Raw genomic sequence first — 15,696 nt, forward strand, 5'->3', positions numbered from 1 at the left:
CGGGGCCGGGCCAGGGGTCGTCACGGGCTCGCCCGGGTGTCCACCACCGGAAGACTCCGAACCGAGACAGATCACGAAGGGAAACACCATGACCGAGACTTCCGGACCCACCCGGCGGACCGTTCTGCAGACCGGCGTCGCCGCCGGCATCGCCGTCGCCGCCACCGCCACCGGCGCGCTCGGCTCCTCGCCGGCCAGTGCCGCCGCGGCCACCACGACCACCGCCTCCGGCGCGAACAAGATCCGGCCGTTCCGGGCCTCGTTCTCCAACAGCCAGCTCCTGGAGCTGCGCCACCGGATCGGCTCGACCCGCTGGCCCAGCCGCGAGCTCGTGAAGGACCGCGAGCAGGGCGTGCAGCTGGCCACGGCCCAGGCCCTGGCCAAATACTGGAAGACCAAGTACGACTGGCGCCGGTTCGAGGCCAAGCTGAACAAGCTGCCGCAGTTCACGACCGAGATCGACGGCGTCGACGTGCACTTCATCCACGTCCGCTCCCCGCACAAGGACGCGCTGCCGCTGCTCGCCACGCACGGCTGGCCCGGCTCCATCGTCGAGTTTCTGGACGCGGCCGGCCCGCTCACCAACCCGACCGCGCACGGCGGCAAGGCGTCCGACGCCTTCCACCTGGTCATTCCGTCGATCCCGGGCTACGGCTTCTCGAGCCAGCCGACCGTGACCGGCTGGGACCAGAACCGCATCGCCAAGGCATGGGCCGAGCTCATGAAGCGCCTCGGCTACACCAAGTACGTGGCGCAGGGCGGGGACGCCGGCGCGGCGGTCACCGACGCCCTGGCCCGGCTGGCGCCGGCCGGCCTGGCCGGCATCCACCTGAACCTGCTGCTGTCCGCGCTCGGTGGCGCCCAGTTCCCGGCCGCCACCGCCGAGGAGCAGGCGGCGAAGGCGGCGGTCACCCTCTTCCAGACGACCGGCAGCGCCTACCTGTCCGAGCACTCGTTCCGGCCGGAGACCATCGGGTACGCGCTGACCGACTCGCCGGCCGCCCTCGCGGCCTGGATGCTCGACCACGACACCGACAGCTACAACAAGCTCTCGAAGACGTTCCTGGGCGCCTCGCCGTCGGGCAACCTCACCCGCGACCACGTGCTGGACAACATCAGCCTGTACTGGCTGACCGGCACCGGCGTCTCGTCGGCCCGCCTCTACTGGGAGAGCGCCCACCCGCAGAGCGCCACGGCCCCGGCCGCCATCAAGGTACCGGTCGGCTTCAGCGCCTTCCCGGGCGAGATCTTCCAGGCGCCGCGCAGCTGGGTCGAGGCGACCTACCCGACCCTGAACTACTACAACAAGCCGGCCAAGGGCGGTCACTTCGCCGCCTGGGAGGAGCCGCTGCTGTTCACCGACGAGGTGCGGGCGGCGTTCCGGTCCCTGCGGAAGTAAGCAGTCGCAAGAAGGGGCCGGCGAGAGAAGCGCCGGCCCCTTCGGCGAGGAGTCGTCAGCGGATCGTGTGGTTCATCCGGAACATCGTGTCCGGGTCGTAGCGCCGCTTGACCGCTCGCAGGCGCTCGTAGAGCTCCCGTCCGTACACCTCGGACAGTGCTTGCGGGTCGAGGGCCTCCTCCGTCGAGAGGAAGTTGGGCATCCGGCGGCGCTTCGGGTCGGACCACGGCAGCATCGCGGTCATCAGCCGCTCCAGGCGGCGGTGACCGCCGTCCAGGTCGTCGGCGCCGACCGCGAAGGCGAACAACTGGAACGGCAGGCCCCGGCTGGGCACCGAGTCGGTGGTGGCCGGCGGCCGGTCCATGGCACCGCCCAGCGCGCGGATCTCGACGCTGGTCAACGGAATCGGGGTGCCGGGTCCGGTCAGCTCGATGAGCTTGTCGAGGGCCGCGCCGGGCAGGCCGCTCAGCCCGAGGCTGCGGTCCAGGTACGGCATCGCGTCGACCGGGTCGTTGTGCAGCGTCGCCGCCACCTTGTACGGCACCTCGGCCACCGTGTCGATGAGCGCCGGCGCGGCCGCCCGCATCGGCGCCAGCAGCGCCTCGCCGGCCTCGGCCGTTCCCAGGTGGGCGAAGCGGACGCTCAGCACGTGGGCGCCGCGCAACGGCGGGGGTAGTTCCTCGACCGGAGGCAGCCGCTGGACCGCCACCGAAGTGGTCGCCTGCACGGGCAGCGTCGCCGCCCAGTCACGCCAGGTGCGCAGCACCTCGGCCGTCGCGCTGCCCGGGAAGTAGATGCTGCCGGCGAAGACTGTGGTCACCGGGAACAGCTCGATCTCCATGGCTGTGACGACACCGAAGTTGCCTTTGCCGCCGCGCAGCGCCGCGAACAGCTCGTCGTCGCCGCTCACGGTGCGCAGGACCCCGTCCGCGGTGACGATGTCGAACGAGGTCACGTGGTCGGAGGCGTACCCGTACGACCGGGCCAGGATCGGGCCCTGCCCGCCGCCGAGCACATAGCCGATGGCGCCGACCGTGACCGACGATCCGGCCATCGGGGCCAGCCCTTCCTTGGCCGCGGCGTCGATGACCTCCTGCCAGCGCGCGCCGCCGGTCACCCGCGCGGTCCGCCGCCCGGCGTCGACAGTCACCCCGGCCATCCGGTCCAGGGTCACGAGAACGGCGCCCTCGGCCGCGTACGGCTGCATGTGCCCACCACCGCGAACCGCCACCGGCAGCTTGTTTTCCGCCGCATAACGCACCGCCGCCTGCACATCGGCGACGTCGGCGGCGCCGACCGCGATCGCCGGCCGCAACGGGGTCAGCAGGTTCTGAGTGCGGCATTCCGCGTCGTATCCGGGGTCACCCGGGCGCAGCACCGGCCCGGTCAGTTGCTGAAGTTGCGTCATGCCCATGCCGACGCGGGGTACCGCCGCAAGTTCACGGGGAGTGGCGAGCGGTACTTGAGGCCAGGCCGCCGGTACCTGAGAACGATGCGGCGCACCCGCGGCAGCGGCGATCTTTGCGACATGGTGATCCTTCTCAGTGACCCGCGCGTGCTGGCTGTGCCGCTGCGCGACGCCGGAGTCCCGCTCGTGCGGCTCGGCCGCGAGTTCGGGCCGGCGCGGGCCCGGGTGCGGGCCGACCTCGGCGAACGGCTCGGCTGGGCGCGGGCCGCATTGCCGCCGGGCGTCGGGTTGCGCGTGGTGGAGGGCCATCGCGACATCGCACGGCAAAAGCAGATCATTGAGTTGTACGGGGCTCAGGTGCGCGCCGCCCGGCCGACCATCGACGAGGCCGGGCTGCACCATCTGGTGAGCCGCTTCGTGGCCCCGGTCGAGGTGGCCCCGCACGTGGCCGGGGCCGCGGTCGACCTGACGCTGAGCGGGCCGGACGGCGACCTCGACATGGGCACCCCGATCGACGCGACACCCGAGGAGTCGGGCGGCGCCTGCTACTTCGCGGCCGACGGCATCAGCGCGCAGGCGCGGGCCAACCGAATGCTGCTGGCGCGGGTTCTCGGCGGGGCCGGCCTGGTGAACTATCCGACCGAGTGGTGGCACTGGAGTTACGGCGACCGCTACTGGGCTCTGATGACCGGGGCACCGGCCTCGCTGCACGGCCCGGTCGCCGCATGAGTGTCGCCACCCTCGCCGCCGGGCCCCGGGTGACCGTCGACCTCGGCGCCGTCGCGGGCAACACCCGGAGGCTGGCCGCCCGCGCCCGCGGCGAACTGATGGCGGTGGTGAAGGCCGACGGCTTCGGGCACGGGGCGCTGGGCGTAGCCCGCACGGCGCTCGGCGCCGGGGCGGCCTGGCTGGGCGTCACCGGCGTCGGCGAGGCCCTCGACCTGCGCGCGAACGGGCTGACCGCCCCGATCCTGAGCTGGCTCAATCCGCTCGGCGCGGACTTCGATGCGGCCGTACGTCACCGGATCGACCTCGCCGTGCCGAGCCTCACCCATCTGGCCGTTCTTCCGCCCGGCGCTCGCGTGCACCTCCAGCTCGACACCGGGATGGCGCGCGAGGGCGCCTCCCTGGACGAGTGGGCCGCGCTGTGCCGGGCCGCCTTCACCGCCGAGCAGAGCGGCCGGGTGGTGGTCACCGGCATCATGAGCCATCTCGCGGGCCCGGACACGGCCACCGCCACCGCGCGGTTCCGGGAGGGCATCGCGGTCGCCTTCGCGGCCGGCCTGCGCCCTCGGCTGTGCCATCTGGCGGCCACCGCCGCCACGTTGACCCGCCCCGAGACCCATTTCGATCTGGTGCGCACCGGCGCCGGCCTGGTCGGCATCGATCCGAGCGGAGGCACCACGCTGCGGGGCGCCATGACGCTCACCGCGCCCGTCGTCGAGGTGCGCCGGGTCGCGGCGGGCACGCCGGTCGGCTACGACCACACCTGGCGGGCGGCCCGCGACACCCACCTGGCGCTGCTGCCGCTCGGTTATGCCGACGGCCTCCCGCGCGGGGCCGGACCCCGCGCCGAAGTGCTGCTCGGCGGGCGCCGGTGCCGTGTGGCCGGCCGCATCTCCATGGACCAGACCGTTGTCGAGACCGGCCCCGGCGTCCGCCCCGGCGACACCGCGACCGTCTTCGGGCCGGGCGGCGACGGCGAGCCCACCGTCGCCGACTGGGCCACCTGGGCCGGCACGCTTCCGCACGAAATCGTCACCGGGCTCGGCGCCCGACCGCACCGTCACGTCATCGGGGGTAACTGACATGTCCCGCCTCCGCGCCGCCGTCATCGGCGGCGGCCGCAACGGCGAACACCAGGTCTCGCTCGCCTCGGCCGCCTCGGTCGCCGCCGCGCTCGATCCGGAAGGCTATGAGGTCGTACGCCTGACGATCGCGCCCGACGGCACCTGGCGCGACGACGCCGAAGCGCCGATCGGGCTGCCGGCCGCCGTCGGCACCCTGCAGAGCTGTGACGTGGCCCTGCCCATCGTGCACGGGCCACGCGGCGAGGACGGCACCCTGGCCGCGCTGCTGGAGCTGGCCGGCGTCCCGTACGTCGGCTCCGGGGTCCGCCCCGGCGCCCTCGCCATGGACAAGTGGGTGACCAAACTGATCGCCTCGGAGCTCGGCATCGCGACCGCGCCCGGCCGGCTCCTCACCGCCCGCACCGCCGCCGGTTGCGCCTGGAACGGGCCGGTCGTGGTCAAGCCGGTGGCCGCCGGGTCGAGCCTCGGCGTCACGCTCGTCCGCGAGGAGGCGGCCTTCGCCGAGGCCCTGGCCGAGGCGCTCCGGCACGACGACCGCGTCCTGGTCGAGGAGGTGGTCGCCGGCCGCGAGGTCGACATCGCCGTGCTCGGCGACGTCGTCACGCCCGCCCTCGAGATCGTGGCCGACGGCTTCTTCGACTACGAGGCGAAATACGGTGGGGGCACAGTCTTCCGGGTACCGGCCCCGATCGATCCCGCTGCCACCAAGGCGCTGGAGGAGGCCGCTCGCGCCCTCTACGACGCGCTCGGCTGCCGGGGCGTGGCCCGTGTCGACTTCTTCCTGACCGAGGCCGGCCCGGTGCTCAACGAGGTGAACACGATGCCCGGCCTCACCGGGCATTCGCAGGTGCCCCGCATGTTCGCGGCCGCCGGATGGGATTACCCGCAGCTGCTCGACCGCCTGATCCGCGACGCCCTCGCCTAACGTGGAGATCGTGCGGGATCGGACGTGGTGGTGGCCGGACATCGGCGCGGCGATGGCCGTGCTGTTCCTCGGCGCGCTCGAATACACGTCGAACGACTGGCTGTCCTACTTCGGCCCCGTCCGCAAGCTCCTGTTCTGGTTGGTGGTCCTCGGCACCGCCCTCGCGGTCGGCCTGGTGCGCCGGGCGCCGGGCGTCTCGCTCGTGCTCGTCTGGGCGATCCCGTTGTGCCAGGCGGCGACCGGGAGCCCGTACGTCGTCACCCAGATCTCCGTCCTTGTCGTCGCCTTCGGCACGGCACGCTGGGGCGGGAAGGTGACGCTGCGGGCCAGCGCGCTGTCGATCCCGGCCGCCGCGGTCGCCGCCGTGCTTCTGGTCGAGGCCGGCGCGGTCAGAATCAACTTCCCCATCCCCTCGTACGATCTGATCGCCGCGACCGTGGATCAGCTCGGCATCGGCTGGCGGATCGGCGTCGTGGTCGTCATGGCCGCGCTGATCGGCGTCCCGTGGCTGGCCGGGCTGGCGCTGCGCATCTCCGGCCAGGCCCACCTCGACCTGGCCGAGGCGGCCCGGCAGCAGGCGAAAGCCGAACAGACGGCCCGGATCCGCGACGCGCAGACCAGGCTCGCCCGCGACGTGCACGACGTGGTCGGGCATTCCCTGGCCGTGATCCTGACCCAGGCCGAGGCCGCGCAGTACCTTCCGGACGACGACCCGGGCGCGCTCAAGTCGCTGCTGGCCGGCATCGCCACGTCGGCCCGCTCGTCGCTGCGGGACGTGCAGGAGGTGCTGTCCACGACCCGCGACACCACCGACGACATCGACCGGCTCATCGGCAACCTGCGCGACGGCGGCCGCGAGGTCGTCTCGGGCCAGGACGGCACGCCGCGGCCCCTGAACCAGGAGCAGCGGGTGACGGCCTACCGGGTGTTGCAGGAGATGCTCACCAACGCGATCCGGCACGGCCGCCACGACGGCGCGGTCATCGTCCAGCGGTCGTGGACCCCCGACAGCCTGGTCATCGAGGTCCGCAACGCCATCGGCTCCGACTTCTCGCCGTCCGGCTCCGGCTCCGGCCTGGACGGCATGCGGCAGCGGCTCGCGGCGGTCGGCGGCTCGCTGGAGAGCGGCCGCCGCGAGGACGTATTCGTTGCCACGGCACGGATTCCCACCTCATGAGCGACGACATCGAGGTCCTCGTCGTCGACGACCAGGAGCTGTTCCGCGCCGGCGTGGTGGTCATCCTGAACGCGCAGCCGGGGATCCGCGTGGTCGGCGAAGCCGGTGACGGCCGTGACGCCGTACGCCTGACCGAGGAATTGCAGCCCGACGTGGTGCTGATGGACCTGCGGATGCCCGGCCTGGACGGCGTCGAGGCGACCCGGCTCGTCTTCGCCACGTCGAGAGCCCATCCGGTACGGGTCCTGGTGCTCACCACCTTCAACCTGGACGACCGCGCGGCCACGGCCATCCGCTACGGCGCCAGCGGCTTCCTGTTGAAGGACACCACTCCGGCCCAGTTGGCCGACGCCATCCGCAGCGTTCACGCCGGCAACGCCGTACTGGCCCCTGGCGACCTTTCCGCCTTGCTGGAGGGCCGGTTCCCGGCCCGGTCCCCCGTCCCCGACGCCTACCTGGCGCTGACCGACAAGGAACGAGCCGTCTTCCGGGCCGTGGCCCGGGGCCTGTCCAACGCCGAGATCGCCGCCGAGATCTTCGCCGGCGAATCCACCGTCAAGACACACGTCGGCGCCATCCTCCGCAAACTGAACCTCCGCGACCGGGTCCAGATCGTCGTCTTCGCCCACGAACACGGCCTGCTCAGCTGACCCGGCTCCGTCTGACGGCGACCAGCAGGACGCCGAGCAGCAAGCCCATCAGGCACAGCCCGGCGCCATAGCCCCAGGCGAGCTCGAACGGACCGCCGGCCCGCCCGGTGCCGGCGCCCTGCTCCTCGAGCACCCAGGCCGACTGTCCGAACCGCAGCCAGGCACAGCGACACGGCCAGCCAGCAGAGACAGGGCCCGCTCCACACGGAGGCCCCGTCACCGTCGGCCCGCCTCGTCCACCACGGCGCGAAACTGACCACCGCCAGCAGAACACCGCAAACAACCTCAGCACGCCGCCACAGGTAACCGGGCATGGCCTCAGTGCGTGGTGGGCGGTGGCCGGAGCTCGGTCTCGGCCACCGCCGCGGCGGCCGAGCTGATGACCGCGGTGCGCAGAGTGGTGGCGGCGGCCGGGTCCTGAGCTGCGACCGGCGGCTTGGCGCCCGTCGTGCGCAAGGACACCAGGCGGGAGAGCAGGTCGAACCAGAACGGGGCGCCGAGCATCAGGAGCAGGGCGGTGACCAGCCAGCCGGCGACGTGGGACGTGGTCCAGGTGAGGCTGCTCCAGTCGGCGCCGTGGTTCCAGCCGAACGGCAGGCCCAGGCCGGCCAGATCCTGCACGGTCTGGACGTTGCTGTCGACCAGGCCGTCGGGGGACGGCGCCTTCACCGCGGCCTGCTCGGCGGCGTTCAGGGCGGCCTCGCGCACGGCCGGCTGCTGCCACAGGGTCTGCGCCGTGTGGAAGGCCGACACGTTGCCGGCGACCGCGATGCCGAGGCCGACGGCGAACAGGACGGCGGTCACCCACCTCTTGTAGGCGCCGCCGAGCCGGCCCATCGTCTCGTCGTACCAGCTCTCGACGGCCGCCTTGGCGTCGAGGGTGAGCTCGCGGCCCTCGGCCTTGAGACCGGACAGCCAGGTGTTGAGGGGCTCGCGGTCGGTCATCTCGTCGACCGCGTTGGCGAACGAGCGGGCCGACAGATAGGCCGGCCCCAGCTCTGTACGGAACCAGTGCCGGCCGCGCCCCGCCGCCACGTTCGCCGACTGGTAGACCGCCGTGCCGCGGAACAGGTCGAGGGCGCGCCGCGCGGCCGCGTCGAACGACGAGCTGCCGCTGAGCATCTGCCCGATGGTCTCCTCGAGGTCCTTGGCGCGCTTGCGCAGCAGCCGCGACACACCCTCCACAATGGCCGACGCCAGGGAGGCCAGCACGAAGAAGACCAGTGCCAGCCCGACCGCCGTCTCCAGCGCCTGGGACCCGAACATGGGGCGGAGCTTAGCCGAAGGTGAAGCTGTACGTCTCGGCGGCGGGATCGAGGAACGTGATTTCCACAGTGTGATCGGTGATCGGGTCGGGCTGGCGCAGCAGTTGGTACAGGCGGCGGTCGCCGAGCGTGCCGTAGCCGTCGGCGTCGATGTCCTGGCCCGCCGCGGCGGCCGGCGGCTCGCCGTCGATGAGGATCTGGAAACGCACGGGATGGGCGGCGCCGGCGACGATGTTCAGGTCGCGGGCGTGGAAGCGGTAGAGCAGGCGGGCGCCGGCCGTGTTGGAGACGGTGGCCTGCTCGTTCATCGTCCAGTCGCCCTCCAGGGACCACTCGTTGAGGCCGAGCGTGTCCGGCAGCGCGTACTGGTGCGGCTTCCCGAGGACCAGGCCGTCGGGCGAGGCGAAGCGCTCGGTGCGGTCGTACCCGGTGTAGTTCTCCTGCGACTCCAGGGTCGACCAGTCGGCCGCCTCCTCCACCGGGCGCGGCTCGACGACGACCAGGTCGTGGCCGGGGTCGGCGCCGGCCTCGTGGAGCAGGCGCTGGATCGCTTTCTCCGTACGCTCGTACTCACCCTCGCCGAAGTGGTGGAACCGGATGTTCCCCTCGGCGTCGGCCAGATAAAGCGCCGGCCAGTAGTGGTTGTCGAAGGCCCGCCACACGCCGTACTCGTTGTCGAGGGCCACCGGGTAGTCGATGCTGTCGGCGCGCATCTCCCGGCGTACATCATCGAGGTCGTGCTCGAACCGGAACTCGGGCGTGTGCACGCCGAGAACGACAAGGCCCTGCGAGGCGTACTTCTCGTGCCAGGCCCGGACGTACGGCAGCTGGCGCAGCCAGTTGACGCAGGTGAAGGTCCAGAAGTTGACGAGAACGACCTTGCCGCGCAGGTCCTCCGTCCGCAGCGGCTCGCCGTTGAGCCAGCCCGTCGCACCGTCGAGCAGCGGCAGGCGGCCTTCCTTCGGCAGATGGTGTGTCCCTGAGAACATGGCTTCTCCCCTGTTTCGTGGTGCTCTCACCCTCGCGCCTCAGTACCCCGTGGCGCACCCGGGAGTTGCCCTGGTCCGTGTACGGGTCGTCACAGCGCTGAGCTTCGGCCCAGGGAAGTCAGAGCCGTCCTCGTCGGATGCCGAACGGGATGCCGACCGCGGCGATCACGGTGAGAATCGCCCCGATGACAGCCATCTCGACGCGATCGGTCCTTTCAGCGCCCGGTCAGGACATCGCATCGATACCCTCGCGTTCAGAACGGAAACCGCGGGGCACAGGGGCGGGCCGCCACAGGGCCAGCGCGTTCGCCAGGACCACCAGCAAGATGCCGGCCCACTGGTGGAGAGCCAGGGCCTGGCCCAGCAGGATCAAGCCGGCCAGGGCGGCCATCACCGGGTGCACGCTCATGAAGACGCCGAACAGGCGGGGTGGGACGAAGCGGAGCACCACCAGGTCGGCGGCGTAGGGCACGACCGAGCTCAGGAGGCCGGCCGTGACGGCGTACGGCAAAGCCTCGAAGGTGATCGTCAACAGGACCGGAAGGTAGGCCAGGGCGGAGACGCAAGTCGCGACCGCGGGGGCCTGAAGGCCCGTCAGGCGGCGGCCGGCCAGGCGATTGAGCAGGATGTACGCGGCCCAGCAGGCGGCCGCCAGGAGGCCGAGTCCGATGCCGGTGAAGTCGCTGGCCGGGCCCGGGAGCACGAGAACGTGGACGCCGAAGCCGGCGACGGCCGCGCACAGCAGGTCGCGGCGGGTGCGTGAGCCGGCCAGGGCGACGGCGAGCGGGCCGAGGAATTCCAGCGTCACCGCGAGGCCCAGGCCGATCCGGTCGATCGCGGTGTAGAGGCTGAGGTTCATGGTGGCGAAGACCAGGCCCAGCAGCAGTACGGGCCACCACTGCCCCCACGAGAAGCGGCGCACATCGGGGCGGGCGACGGGCAACAGGACGGCCGCGGCGACGAACTGGCGGACGGCGACCACCCCGGCCGGTCCCATCGTGGGAAAGGCGTGCGCGCCCACGGCCGCGCCGGCCTGGTTGCTGGCGGCGCTGGTGAGCATGGTCGCGATGCCCGCGGTGGCTCTGGCGTTCATGCTCACCAGCCTCGGCCTCGCGCGCGCCGTCGAGAAATGCGTTCGGCCGCCGGTCTATACGCTGAGCGCATGAATCTGCGGCAGCTCGAGGCGCTGGTGGCGGTGGCCGACGCGGGCACGTTCACCGACGCCGCGGTGGCGCTCGGCATGTCGCAGGCCTCGGTGTCGCGGGCGGTCGCCGCGCTGGAGGCGTCGCTCGGGGCCCGCCTCCTGCACCGCACGACCCGTCAGGTCTCGCTGACCGCGACCGGGGCGCGAGTGCTGCCGATCGCCCGGCGGGTGCTTTCGGAGGTCGCCCATCTCACGCTGACTGCCACTCGTTCTTTCTCCGAGCTTCGGGTGGGGTACGCCTGGGCGGCGCTCGGCAAGCACACGCGGCGGCTCCAGAAGGCCTGGCCTCACCCGGACGTGCCACTGGTCTTCGTCCAGTCCGGCACGGAGACCGCGGGCCTGGCCGAGGGATCGGCGGATGTGGCGGTGCTGCGGCGGCCGCTCGACGACGACCGCTTCGAGACGGCGCTGGTCGGCACCGAGTCGCGCTACGCGGCGGTGGCCACCGACAACGCGCTGGCCCGCCGGCGTACGGTCCGGATCAGCGACCTGGCCCGCTACACGGTGGCCCTGGACAGCCGCACCGGCACCACGACGGCCTCGCTGTGGCCGGCCGGGTCGGGGCCGGCCTCGACCCGGGAGACGCACGGGGTCGACGAGTGGCTGACGCTGATCGCGGCCGGGCAGGCGGTCGGGGTCACGTCGGAGGCGACGGCCAACCAGAACCCGCGGCCGGGGGTCGCGTATCGGGCGGTCCGCGACGCCCCGCGCATTTCGGTGTGGCTGGCCTGGTGGCGCGATGACCCGCCGTACGGCCTGACCGAGTTAATCGCTCTCGCGCGCGGTGCCTATCAGCCCTCCGACCAGGGCCCGCAGGCCTTCGGGGTAGACATCGCGGGCCACTAGCTCGGGCCAGCGCTCACCGATGGCGGCCAGGGTGGGCACGCGCTCGGGGTCGAAGTCGGTGAACGTGATGTCCCCGCGCCGGGCCGAGCGGGCGCGGACCAGGATCTCGCCGACGGTGTAATACCAGATCGTCCGGAAGACGTCGACGGCCTGCTCGCGGGTGAGTCCGCAGCCGACCGCGCCGTCCAGGATGGCTTCGACGAGACGCAGCGCCGGGGCGCGGAGCCGCCCGACGAAGCCGTCGACAGTGAGCACCTCGGCCGCCCACGGCCACTCGGCCAGGCCGTCGTGCAGGGCCTGGGCGGCGGCGACGACCCGCTCCCGTGGGTCGCCGGGAAGGTCGGGCGGGGCGGCCTGCTCGGCATACTCGTTCAACAACAGAAGAAGAAGGGCTTCCTTGTCGCGGACGTGGTGGTAGAGCGTGGTCGGCCCGATGCCCAGCTCGGCGGCCAGGCGGCGGATCGTCAGTTTCTCCCAGCCGTCGTCGTCGATCAGGCGGCGTGCGGTGGTGAGGATCTCCGCGCGGGAGGTCACCGGCGGGCGTCCGGTTCTTGGCACGTTCACCATCTTGCCCCGGCCGGACGTCGGTACTACTTTTCGAACATGTTCCGAAAGTCGCTCACGCTCACCGTCGTGGCCGTGGTGGGTTTCATGGTGTCGCTTGATCTCTCGGTCGTGAACGTCGGCCTTCCGGCGATCCGGGCCGGCCTCGGCTTCGGCACCACCGGGCTCACCTGGGTCATCCACGCGTACGCGCTCGCCTTCGGCGGGCTCCTCCTGCTCGGTGGCAAGGCCGCCGACCGCTACGGCCGCCGTCGTGTGCTGATGCTCGGCCTGGCCCTGTTCGCCGTCGCCTCCCTGGCCGGCGGCTTCGCCCAGTCACCGGGCCAGCTCGTCGCCGCCCGCTTCGCCCAGGGCATCGGCGCCGCCGCGCTCGCCCCGGCCTCCCTGGCCCTGCTCACGGCCACCTTCCCCAGCGGCCGGGCGCGCGTGCGGGCCTTCGGCGTCTGGGCCGCCACCAACGCGGCCGGCGGCGCCCTCGGCGTCCTCATCGGCGGCGTGCTCACCCAGTGGGCCGGCTGGCGCTGGGTCATGTTCGTCAGCGTCCCGATGGCGCTGCTCGCGCTGGCCCTGACCGTGCGCGGCGTCGCCCCCGACACCCCGGTCGCCCCGCGCGGGCGCCCCGACGCGGCCGGCGCCGTGCTGGCCACCACCGGCATGACCGTGCTGGTCTACGCGATCGTCCGCCAGTCGTGGCTCTGGGCCGCCCCGGCCCTGCTCCTGCTGGCCGCCTTCGTCCTGGTCGAGCGCCGGACCACCCGTGACCCGCTGGTCCGCCCGGGCCTGCTCACCAACCGCTCGGTGGCCGGCGCCAACGCGTACAACCTGCTGGTCGGCGCGGCGATGGCCGCGGCCTTCTACTTCGCGTCGCTCTACCTGCAGGGCGTGCTCGGCATCGGCCCGGCCCTGACCGGCGTGATGTTCCTGCCCTTCGCGCTGGGCGTGGTCGCCGGCTCGGTGCTGGCCGTGCGCCTGGGCTACCGCTTCCCGCCCCGGCTCCTGCTCATCGTGGGGGCCCTGCTGACCGCGGCCGGCTTCGCCTGGTTCTCCCGGATCAGCCCTGACGGCGACTTCACCACCGACATCCTCGGCCCGTCCCTGCTGGCCAGCCTGGGCTTCGGTCTCTGCCTGGCCCCGATCGTCTCGATCGCCACCGCCGGCGTGGCCCCGCACGAGTCCGGCATGGCGTCGGGCCTGCTGAACAGCTCCCGCCAGATCGGCGCCTCCCTGGGCCTGGCCGTCCTGGGCACCACCGCCGCCCATCGCACCGGCGCCATCGCCACCCCGGCTTCGCTGACCGACGGCTACGCCTCGGGCCTGGCCCTGTGCGCCGCCCTCCTGCTCGCGGCGGCGCTCATCGCCGTGACTGTCCTCCCCCGCCCCGTCACGCGGCCGCGGGGCCTTGCGGCCCCACGGCCTTGAGGGGTGGACGTCAGGCCTGCGCGCGCCAACTGGTCGGAATGCCGGGCACGCCGACCGCGCGCCGCTGCTTGCCGGCCGCGTCGACCACGTAGACCTGCGGGTCGGTCACCTCGGAGTAGGTGTCGCCGGTGTCCGGGTCGGTCACCGTGCTCACCTGACTCTCGCTGTAGGCCAGCCACTTGCCGTCCGCCGACCAGACCACGTTGCCCTCGGCCACGTCCGGCGTGTCGGTGAGCCGCTTCTTGGCGCCGGTCGCGACGTCGACCAGCCACAGGTCGTCACCGGACGACACCGCCAGCTTGCCGTTCCTCGGGTTCCAGTCCACGGTGTCGGCGGCCGGCAGGTCACTCACCGCGCGGTTGGCGGAACCGTCCGCCTTCCACACCTGCACGCCCGGTGCCACCCGGCTCGCGGTAGCGATCCGCTTGCCCTGCGGACCCCACGAGAAGGACAGGTTGGTGCCCCCGTTGCCGCCGGTGATGGCGGTGAGGGAGCCTCCGAGGTCCCTCTTGTAGATGTCACCGCAGGCCTCGAAACCGATGCCGGCGCCATCGGGCGACCAGCGGGGACTCGAGGGTCCGCACGGCGCCTGAGAGAACGACTGCGCTCCGGTGCCATCGGCGGCAGCCGTGTAGACGGCGTCGAAGAAATCGTCCGGGCCGCGGGTGACGAAGGCGATGCGCTGACCGTCCGGGGAGTAGTCGGGCGACGAAGACCACTGGACGGTGAGGTTGAGGTCGGTGAGCGCGCTGCCGTCAGGCAGAACGCTCTGCACCTCGCCGCTGCCGTGCGGCGAGTCCACCGTCCGGATGAACAGGAGGCGACCTTCGGGCTGGGCTGCGGGTGCGGCGCTGGCGACGACCGGCGTACCGGCCAGGAATGCCGTGATCGCCCCCGCGACGATCAAGATTCTATTCCTTTGCATGTCCAAGATCCTGGCATTCCACTGTGTACGCCCGCCACCCCGCTCACGCAGCGTCACTGCTGGAAGGAGCGCTTCCAGTAGACGTACCCGGTGTAGAAGGTGTTGATCAGGTAGATCCGGTTCTGAATCGCCGTGAGCCACACGTTGTGTGAAGTCGGCACGTTGCCGGTCGCGACGGACCAGGCGCCGCTCCAGGCCCCGTTAGCGAAGATCTGGGTCAGCAGGATCGGTGAGCTGCCGGTCTGCGGGTCGACGGCGCCGCCGCTGAGCCATACGGCGACCTCGCCGGAGCCGTTGTCGGTCAGCGCCACCGCGGGCGTTCCGGCGGCCGGGGTGTTCAGCGTGCCGAGGCGGGCCGGGTTCGTCCACTGGCTGCTGCCGTAGGTCTGGCGCTGCCAGTAGATCTGACCGTCGGTTCCCCGGTGGATCGAGACGAGCTGGTTCCAGTTCGGGTTGAAGGTCACGCTGTTGGCGGTGTAGCTCTGCGCGTACGGCAGCGTCTGCGGTGCGGCCCAGGTGGTCCCGTCGAAGTACATGCCCCACTGGTTCAAGCCGACGGCGTCGCCCCAGGTCAGGTACATCTGGTTGCCGTTGAGCCGGGTGACCGACGGCGACAGTGTGTCCTCGGTGCGCGCGTTGTTCGGCACCCGGGTCCAGTTGCCGCGAACGTTGTCGGCGTTGGCCGGCACCGGAATGCGCCGGTAGTAGATGTAGCCGTCGCTGCCGGTGTGGAAGACGAAGAAGCCGGCGTTGGTCCACACGATCCGGGGCGCGGCATACGTCGTGGTCGACGGCAACTGCAGCGGCACGCTGTGGTTGATCGCGATGTAGATGTTGGTGTTCCCGTAGCCCCGCCAGACCTGCATCAGATTGCCGTTGTTCAGATCCCGGGCCTCCGAGATGGTGTCGGCGGACCGCAGCGGCGTGTCGTTCTCGATCTCCGCCGCCCAGGCCGCGTCCTCACCCGGTTGCAGGGCCAGTGCGGGAGCGGCGGTGAAGGCCAGCACCGCCCCGACCGCGAAGAGAGTGGTCGCCACGAACCCGGCACGTCTACCCGTCTTCAACATTTCTTCCCTTCCTCCATCGGACCCTCCACAAGGGCTCGCAGAAGTCC

The 15,696-nt window shown here is 72.0% G+C and carries 16 protein-coding genes; 8 read left to right on the forward strand and 8 right to left on the reverse strand.

Features of this window, described 5'->3' with window-relative positions; genetic code table 11:
• The first annotated feature begins 88 nt into the window (after positions 1-88).
• Positions 89-1,399 (forward strand): epoxide hydrolase family protein, encoded by a 1,311-nt coding sequence (locus CRP55_RS35825; RefSeq protein ID WP_097326433.1) that lies wholly within the window; start codon positions 89-91, stop codon positions 1,397-1,399.
• A 55-nt stretch (positions 1,400-1,454) separates the two neighbouring features.
• Here CRP55_RS35825 and CRP55_RS35830 read toward each other — a convergent pair whose 3' ends face one another.
• Complete coding sequence (locus CRP55_RS35830) at positions 1,455-2,807, reverse strand: FAD-binding oxidoreductase (protein WP_097326435.1); 1,353 nt, start codon at positions 2,805-2,807, stop codon at positions 1,455-1,457.
• 120 nt (positions 2,808-2,927) lie between these two features.
• Between CRP55_RS35830 and CRP55_RS35835 the strand changes: the two genes are divergently transcribed.
• From CRP55_RS35835 to CRP55_RS35855, 5 genes are read left to right on the forward strand one after another with little or no spacing between them, the layout of a single operon-like run.
• Positions 2,928-3,536, forward strand: a complete 609-nt coding sequence (locus CRP55_RS35835) for a M15 family metallopeptidase (RefSeq protein WP_097326241.1) — start codon at positions 2,928-2,930, stop codon at positions 3,534-3,536.
• Positions 3,533-4,615: an alanine racemase gene (alr, locus tag CRP55_RS35840; RefSeq protein ID WP_097326242.1), complete on the forward strand. Its 1,083-nt coding sequence runs from the start codon at positions 3,533-3,535 to the stop codon at positions 4,613-4,615. Before CRP55_RS35835 ends, alr begins: the two co-directional genes overlap by 4 nt.
• Position 4,616: 1 nt before the next feature.
• A complete protein-coding gene (locus CRP55_RS35845) occupies positions 4,617-5,543 on the forward strand; it encodes a D-alanine--D-alanine ligase family protein (RefSeq protein WP_097326244.1) in 927 nt (308 codons plus the stop codon).
• A gap of 10 nt (positions 5,544-5,553) precedes the next feature.
• Positions 5,554-6,720, forward strand: a complete 1,167-nt coding sequence (locus tag CRP55_RS35850) for a sensor histidine kinase (RefSeq protein WP_143235141.1) — start codon at positions 5,554-5,556, stop codon at positions 6,718-6,720.
• The gene (locus CRP55_RS35855; protein WP_097326249.1) at positions 6,717-7,370 is read left to right on the forward strand and encodes a response regulator; all 654 of its coding nucleotides are present in this window, start codon (positions 6,717-6,719) and stop codon (positions 7,368-7,370) included. Before CRP55_RS35850 ends, CRP55_RS35855 begins: the two co-directional genes overlap by 4 nt.
• Here the strand turns inward: CRP55_RS35855 and CRP55_RS53445 are convergent.
• From CRP55_RS53445 to CRP55_RS35870, 4 genes are all read right to left on the reverse strand, one after another.
• Entirely contained in the window at positions 7,363-7,503 is a 141-nt protein-coding gene (locus tag CRP55_RS53445; RefSeq protein WP_179855468.1) for a hypothetical protein, read from the reverse strand. The genes CRP55_RS35855 and CRP55_RS53445 overlap by 8 nt on opposite strands.
• Before the next feature lie 185 nt (positions 7,504-7,688).
• The gene (locus CRP55_RS35860; protein ID WP_097326251.1) at positions 7,689-8,636 is read right to left on the reverse strand and encodes a hypothetical protein; all 948 of its coding nucleotides are present in this window, start codon (positions 8,634-8,636) and stop codon (positions 7,689-7,691) included.
• Between the two features lie 10 nt (positions 8,637-8,646).
• The gene (locus CRP55_RS35865) at positions 8,647-9,624 is read right to left on the reverse strand and encodes a redoxin domain-containing protein (RefSeq protein ID WP_097326253.1); all 978 of its coding nucleotides are present in this window, start codon (positions 9,622-9,624) and stop codon (positions 8,647-8,649) included.
• Positions 9,625-9,850: 226 nt separating this feature from the next.
• Positions 9,851-10,717 (reverse strand): EamA family transporter, encoded by an 867-nt coding sequence (locus CRP55_RS35870; RefSeq protein WP_218854787.1) that lies wholly within the window; start codon positions 10,715-10,717, stop codon positions 9,851-9,853.
• 69 nt (positions 10,718-10,786) lie between these two features.
• Between CRP55_RS35870 and CRP55_RS35875 the strand changes: the two genes are divergently transcribed.
• Positions 10,787-11,674 carry a LysR family transcriptional regulator gene (locus tag CRP55_RS35875; RefSeq protein ID WP_218854788.1) on the forward strand — a complete coding sequence of 296 codons (888 nt, stop codon included), beginning with the start codon at positions 10,787-10,789 and terminating at the stop codon, positions 11,672-11,674.
• Here the strand turns inward: CRP55_RS35875 and CRP55_RS35880 are convergent.
• Entirely contained in the window at positions 11,594-12,232 is a 639-nt protein-coding gene (locus tag CRP55_RS35880; RefSeq protein ID WP_218854789.1) for a TetR/AcrR family transcriptional regulator, read from the reverse strand. The two genes, CRP55_RS35875 and CRP55_RS35880, sit on opposite strands and share 81 nt — an antisense overlap.
• A 45-nt stretch (positions 12,233-12,277) precedes the next feature.
• Here CRP55_RS35880 and CRP55_RS35885 point away from each other — a divergent pair, with 45 nt between their 5' ends.
• Positions 12,278-13,657 carry an MFS transporter gene (locus CRP55_RS35885; RefSeq protein ID WP_097326259.1) on the forward strand — a complete coding sequence of 460 codons (1,380 nt, stop codon included), beginning with the start codon at positions 12,278-12,280 and terminating at the stop codon, positions 13,655-13,657.
• Positions 13,658-13,667: 10 nt separating this feature from the next.
• Here CRP55_RS35885 and CRP55_RS35890 read toward each other — a convergent pair whose 3' ends face one another.
• On the reverse strand, positions 13,668-14,582 hold the full coding sequence (locus tag CRP55_RS35890; RefSeq protein ID WP_143235147.1) for a TolB family protein: 915 nt from the start codon (positions 14,580-14,582) through the stop codon (positions 13,668-13,670).
• A 53-nt stretch (positions 14,583-14,635) separates the two neighbouring features.
• The gene (locus tag CRP55_RS35895; protein ID WP_097326263.1) at positions 14,636-15,619 is read right to left on the reverse strand and encodes a hypothetical protein; all 984 of its coding nucleotides are present in this window, start codon (positions 15,617-15,619) and stop codon (positions 14,636-14,638) included.
• Between the last annotated feature and the right edge of the window lie 77 nt (positions 15,620-15,696).

The organism is Paractinoplanes atraurantiacus, assembly GCF_900215205.1.
In the GTDB taxonomy this organism is placed as follows: Bacteria; Actinomycetota; Actinomycetes; order Mycobacteriales; family Micromonosporaceae; genus Actinoplanes; species Actinoplanes atraurantiacus.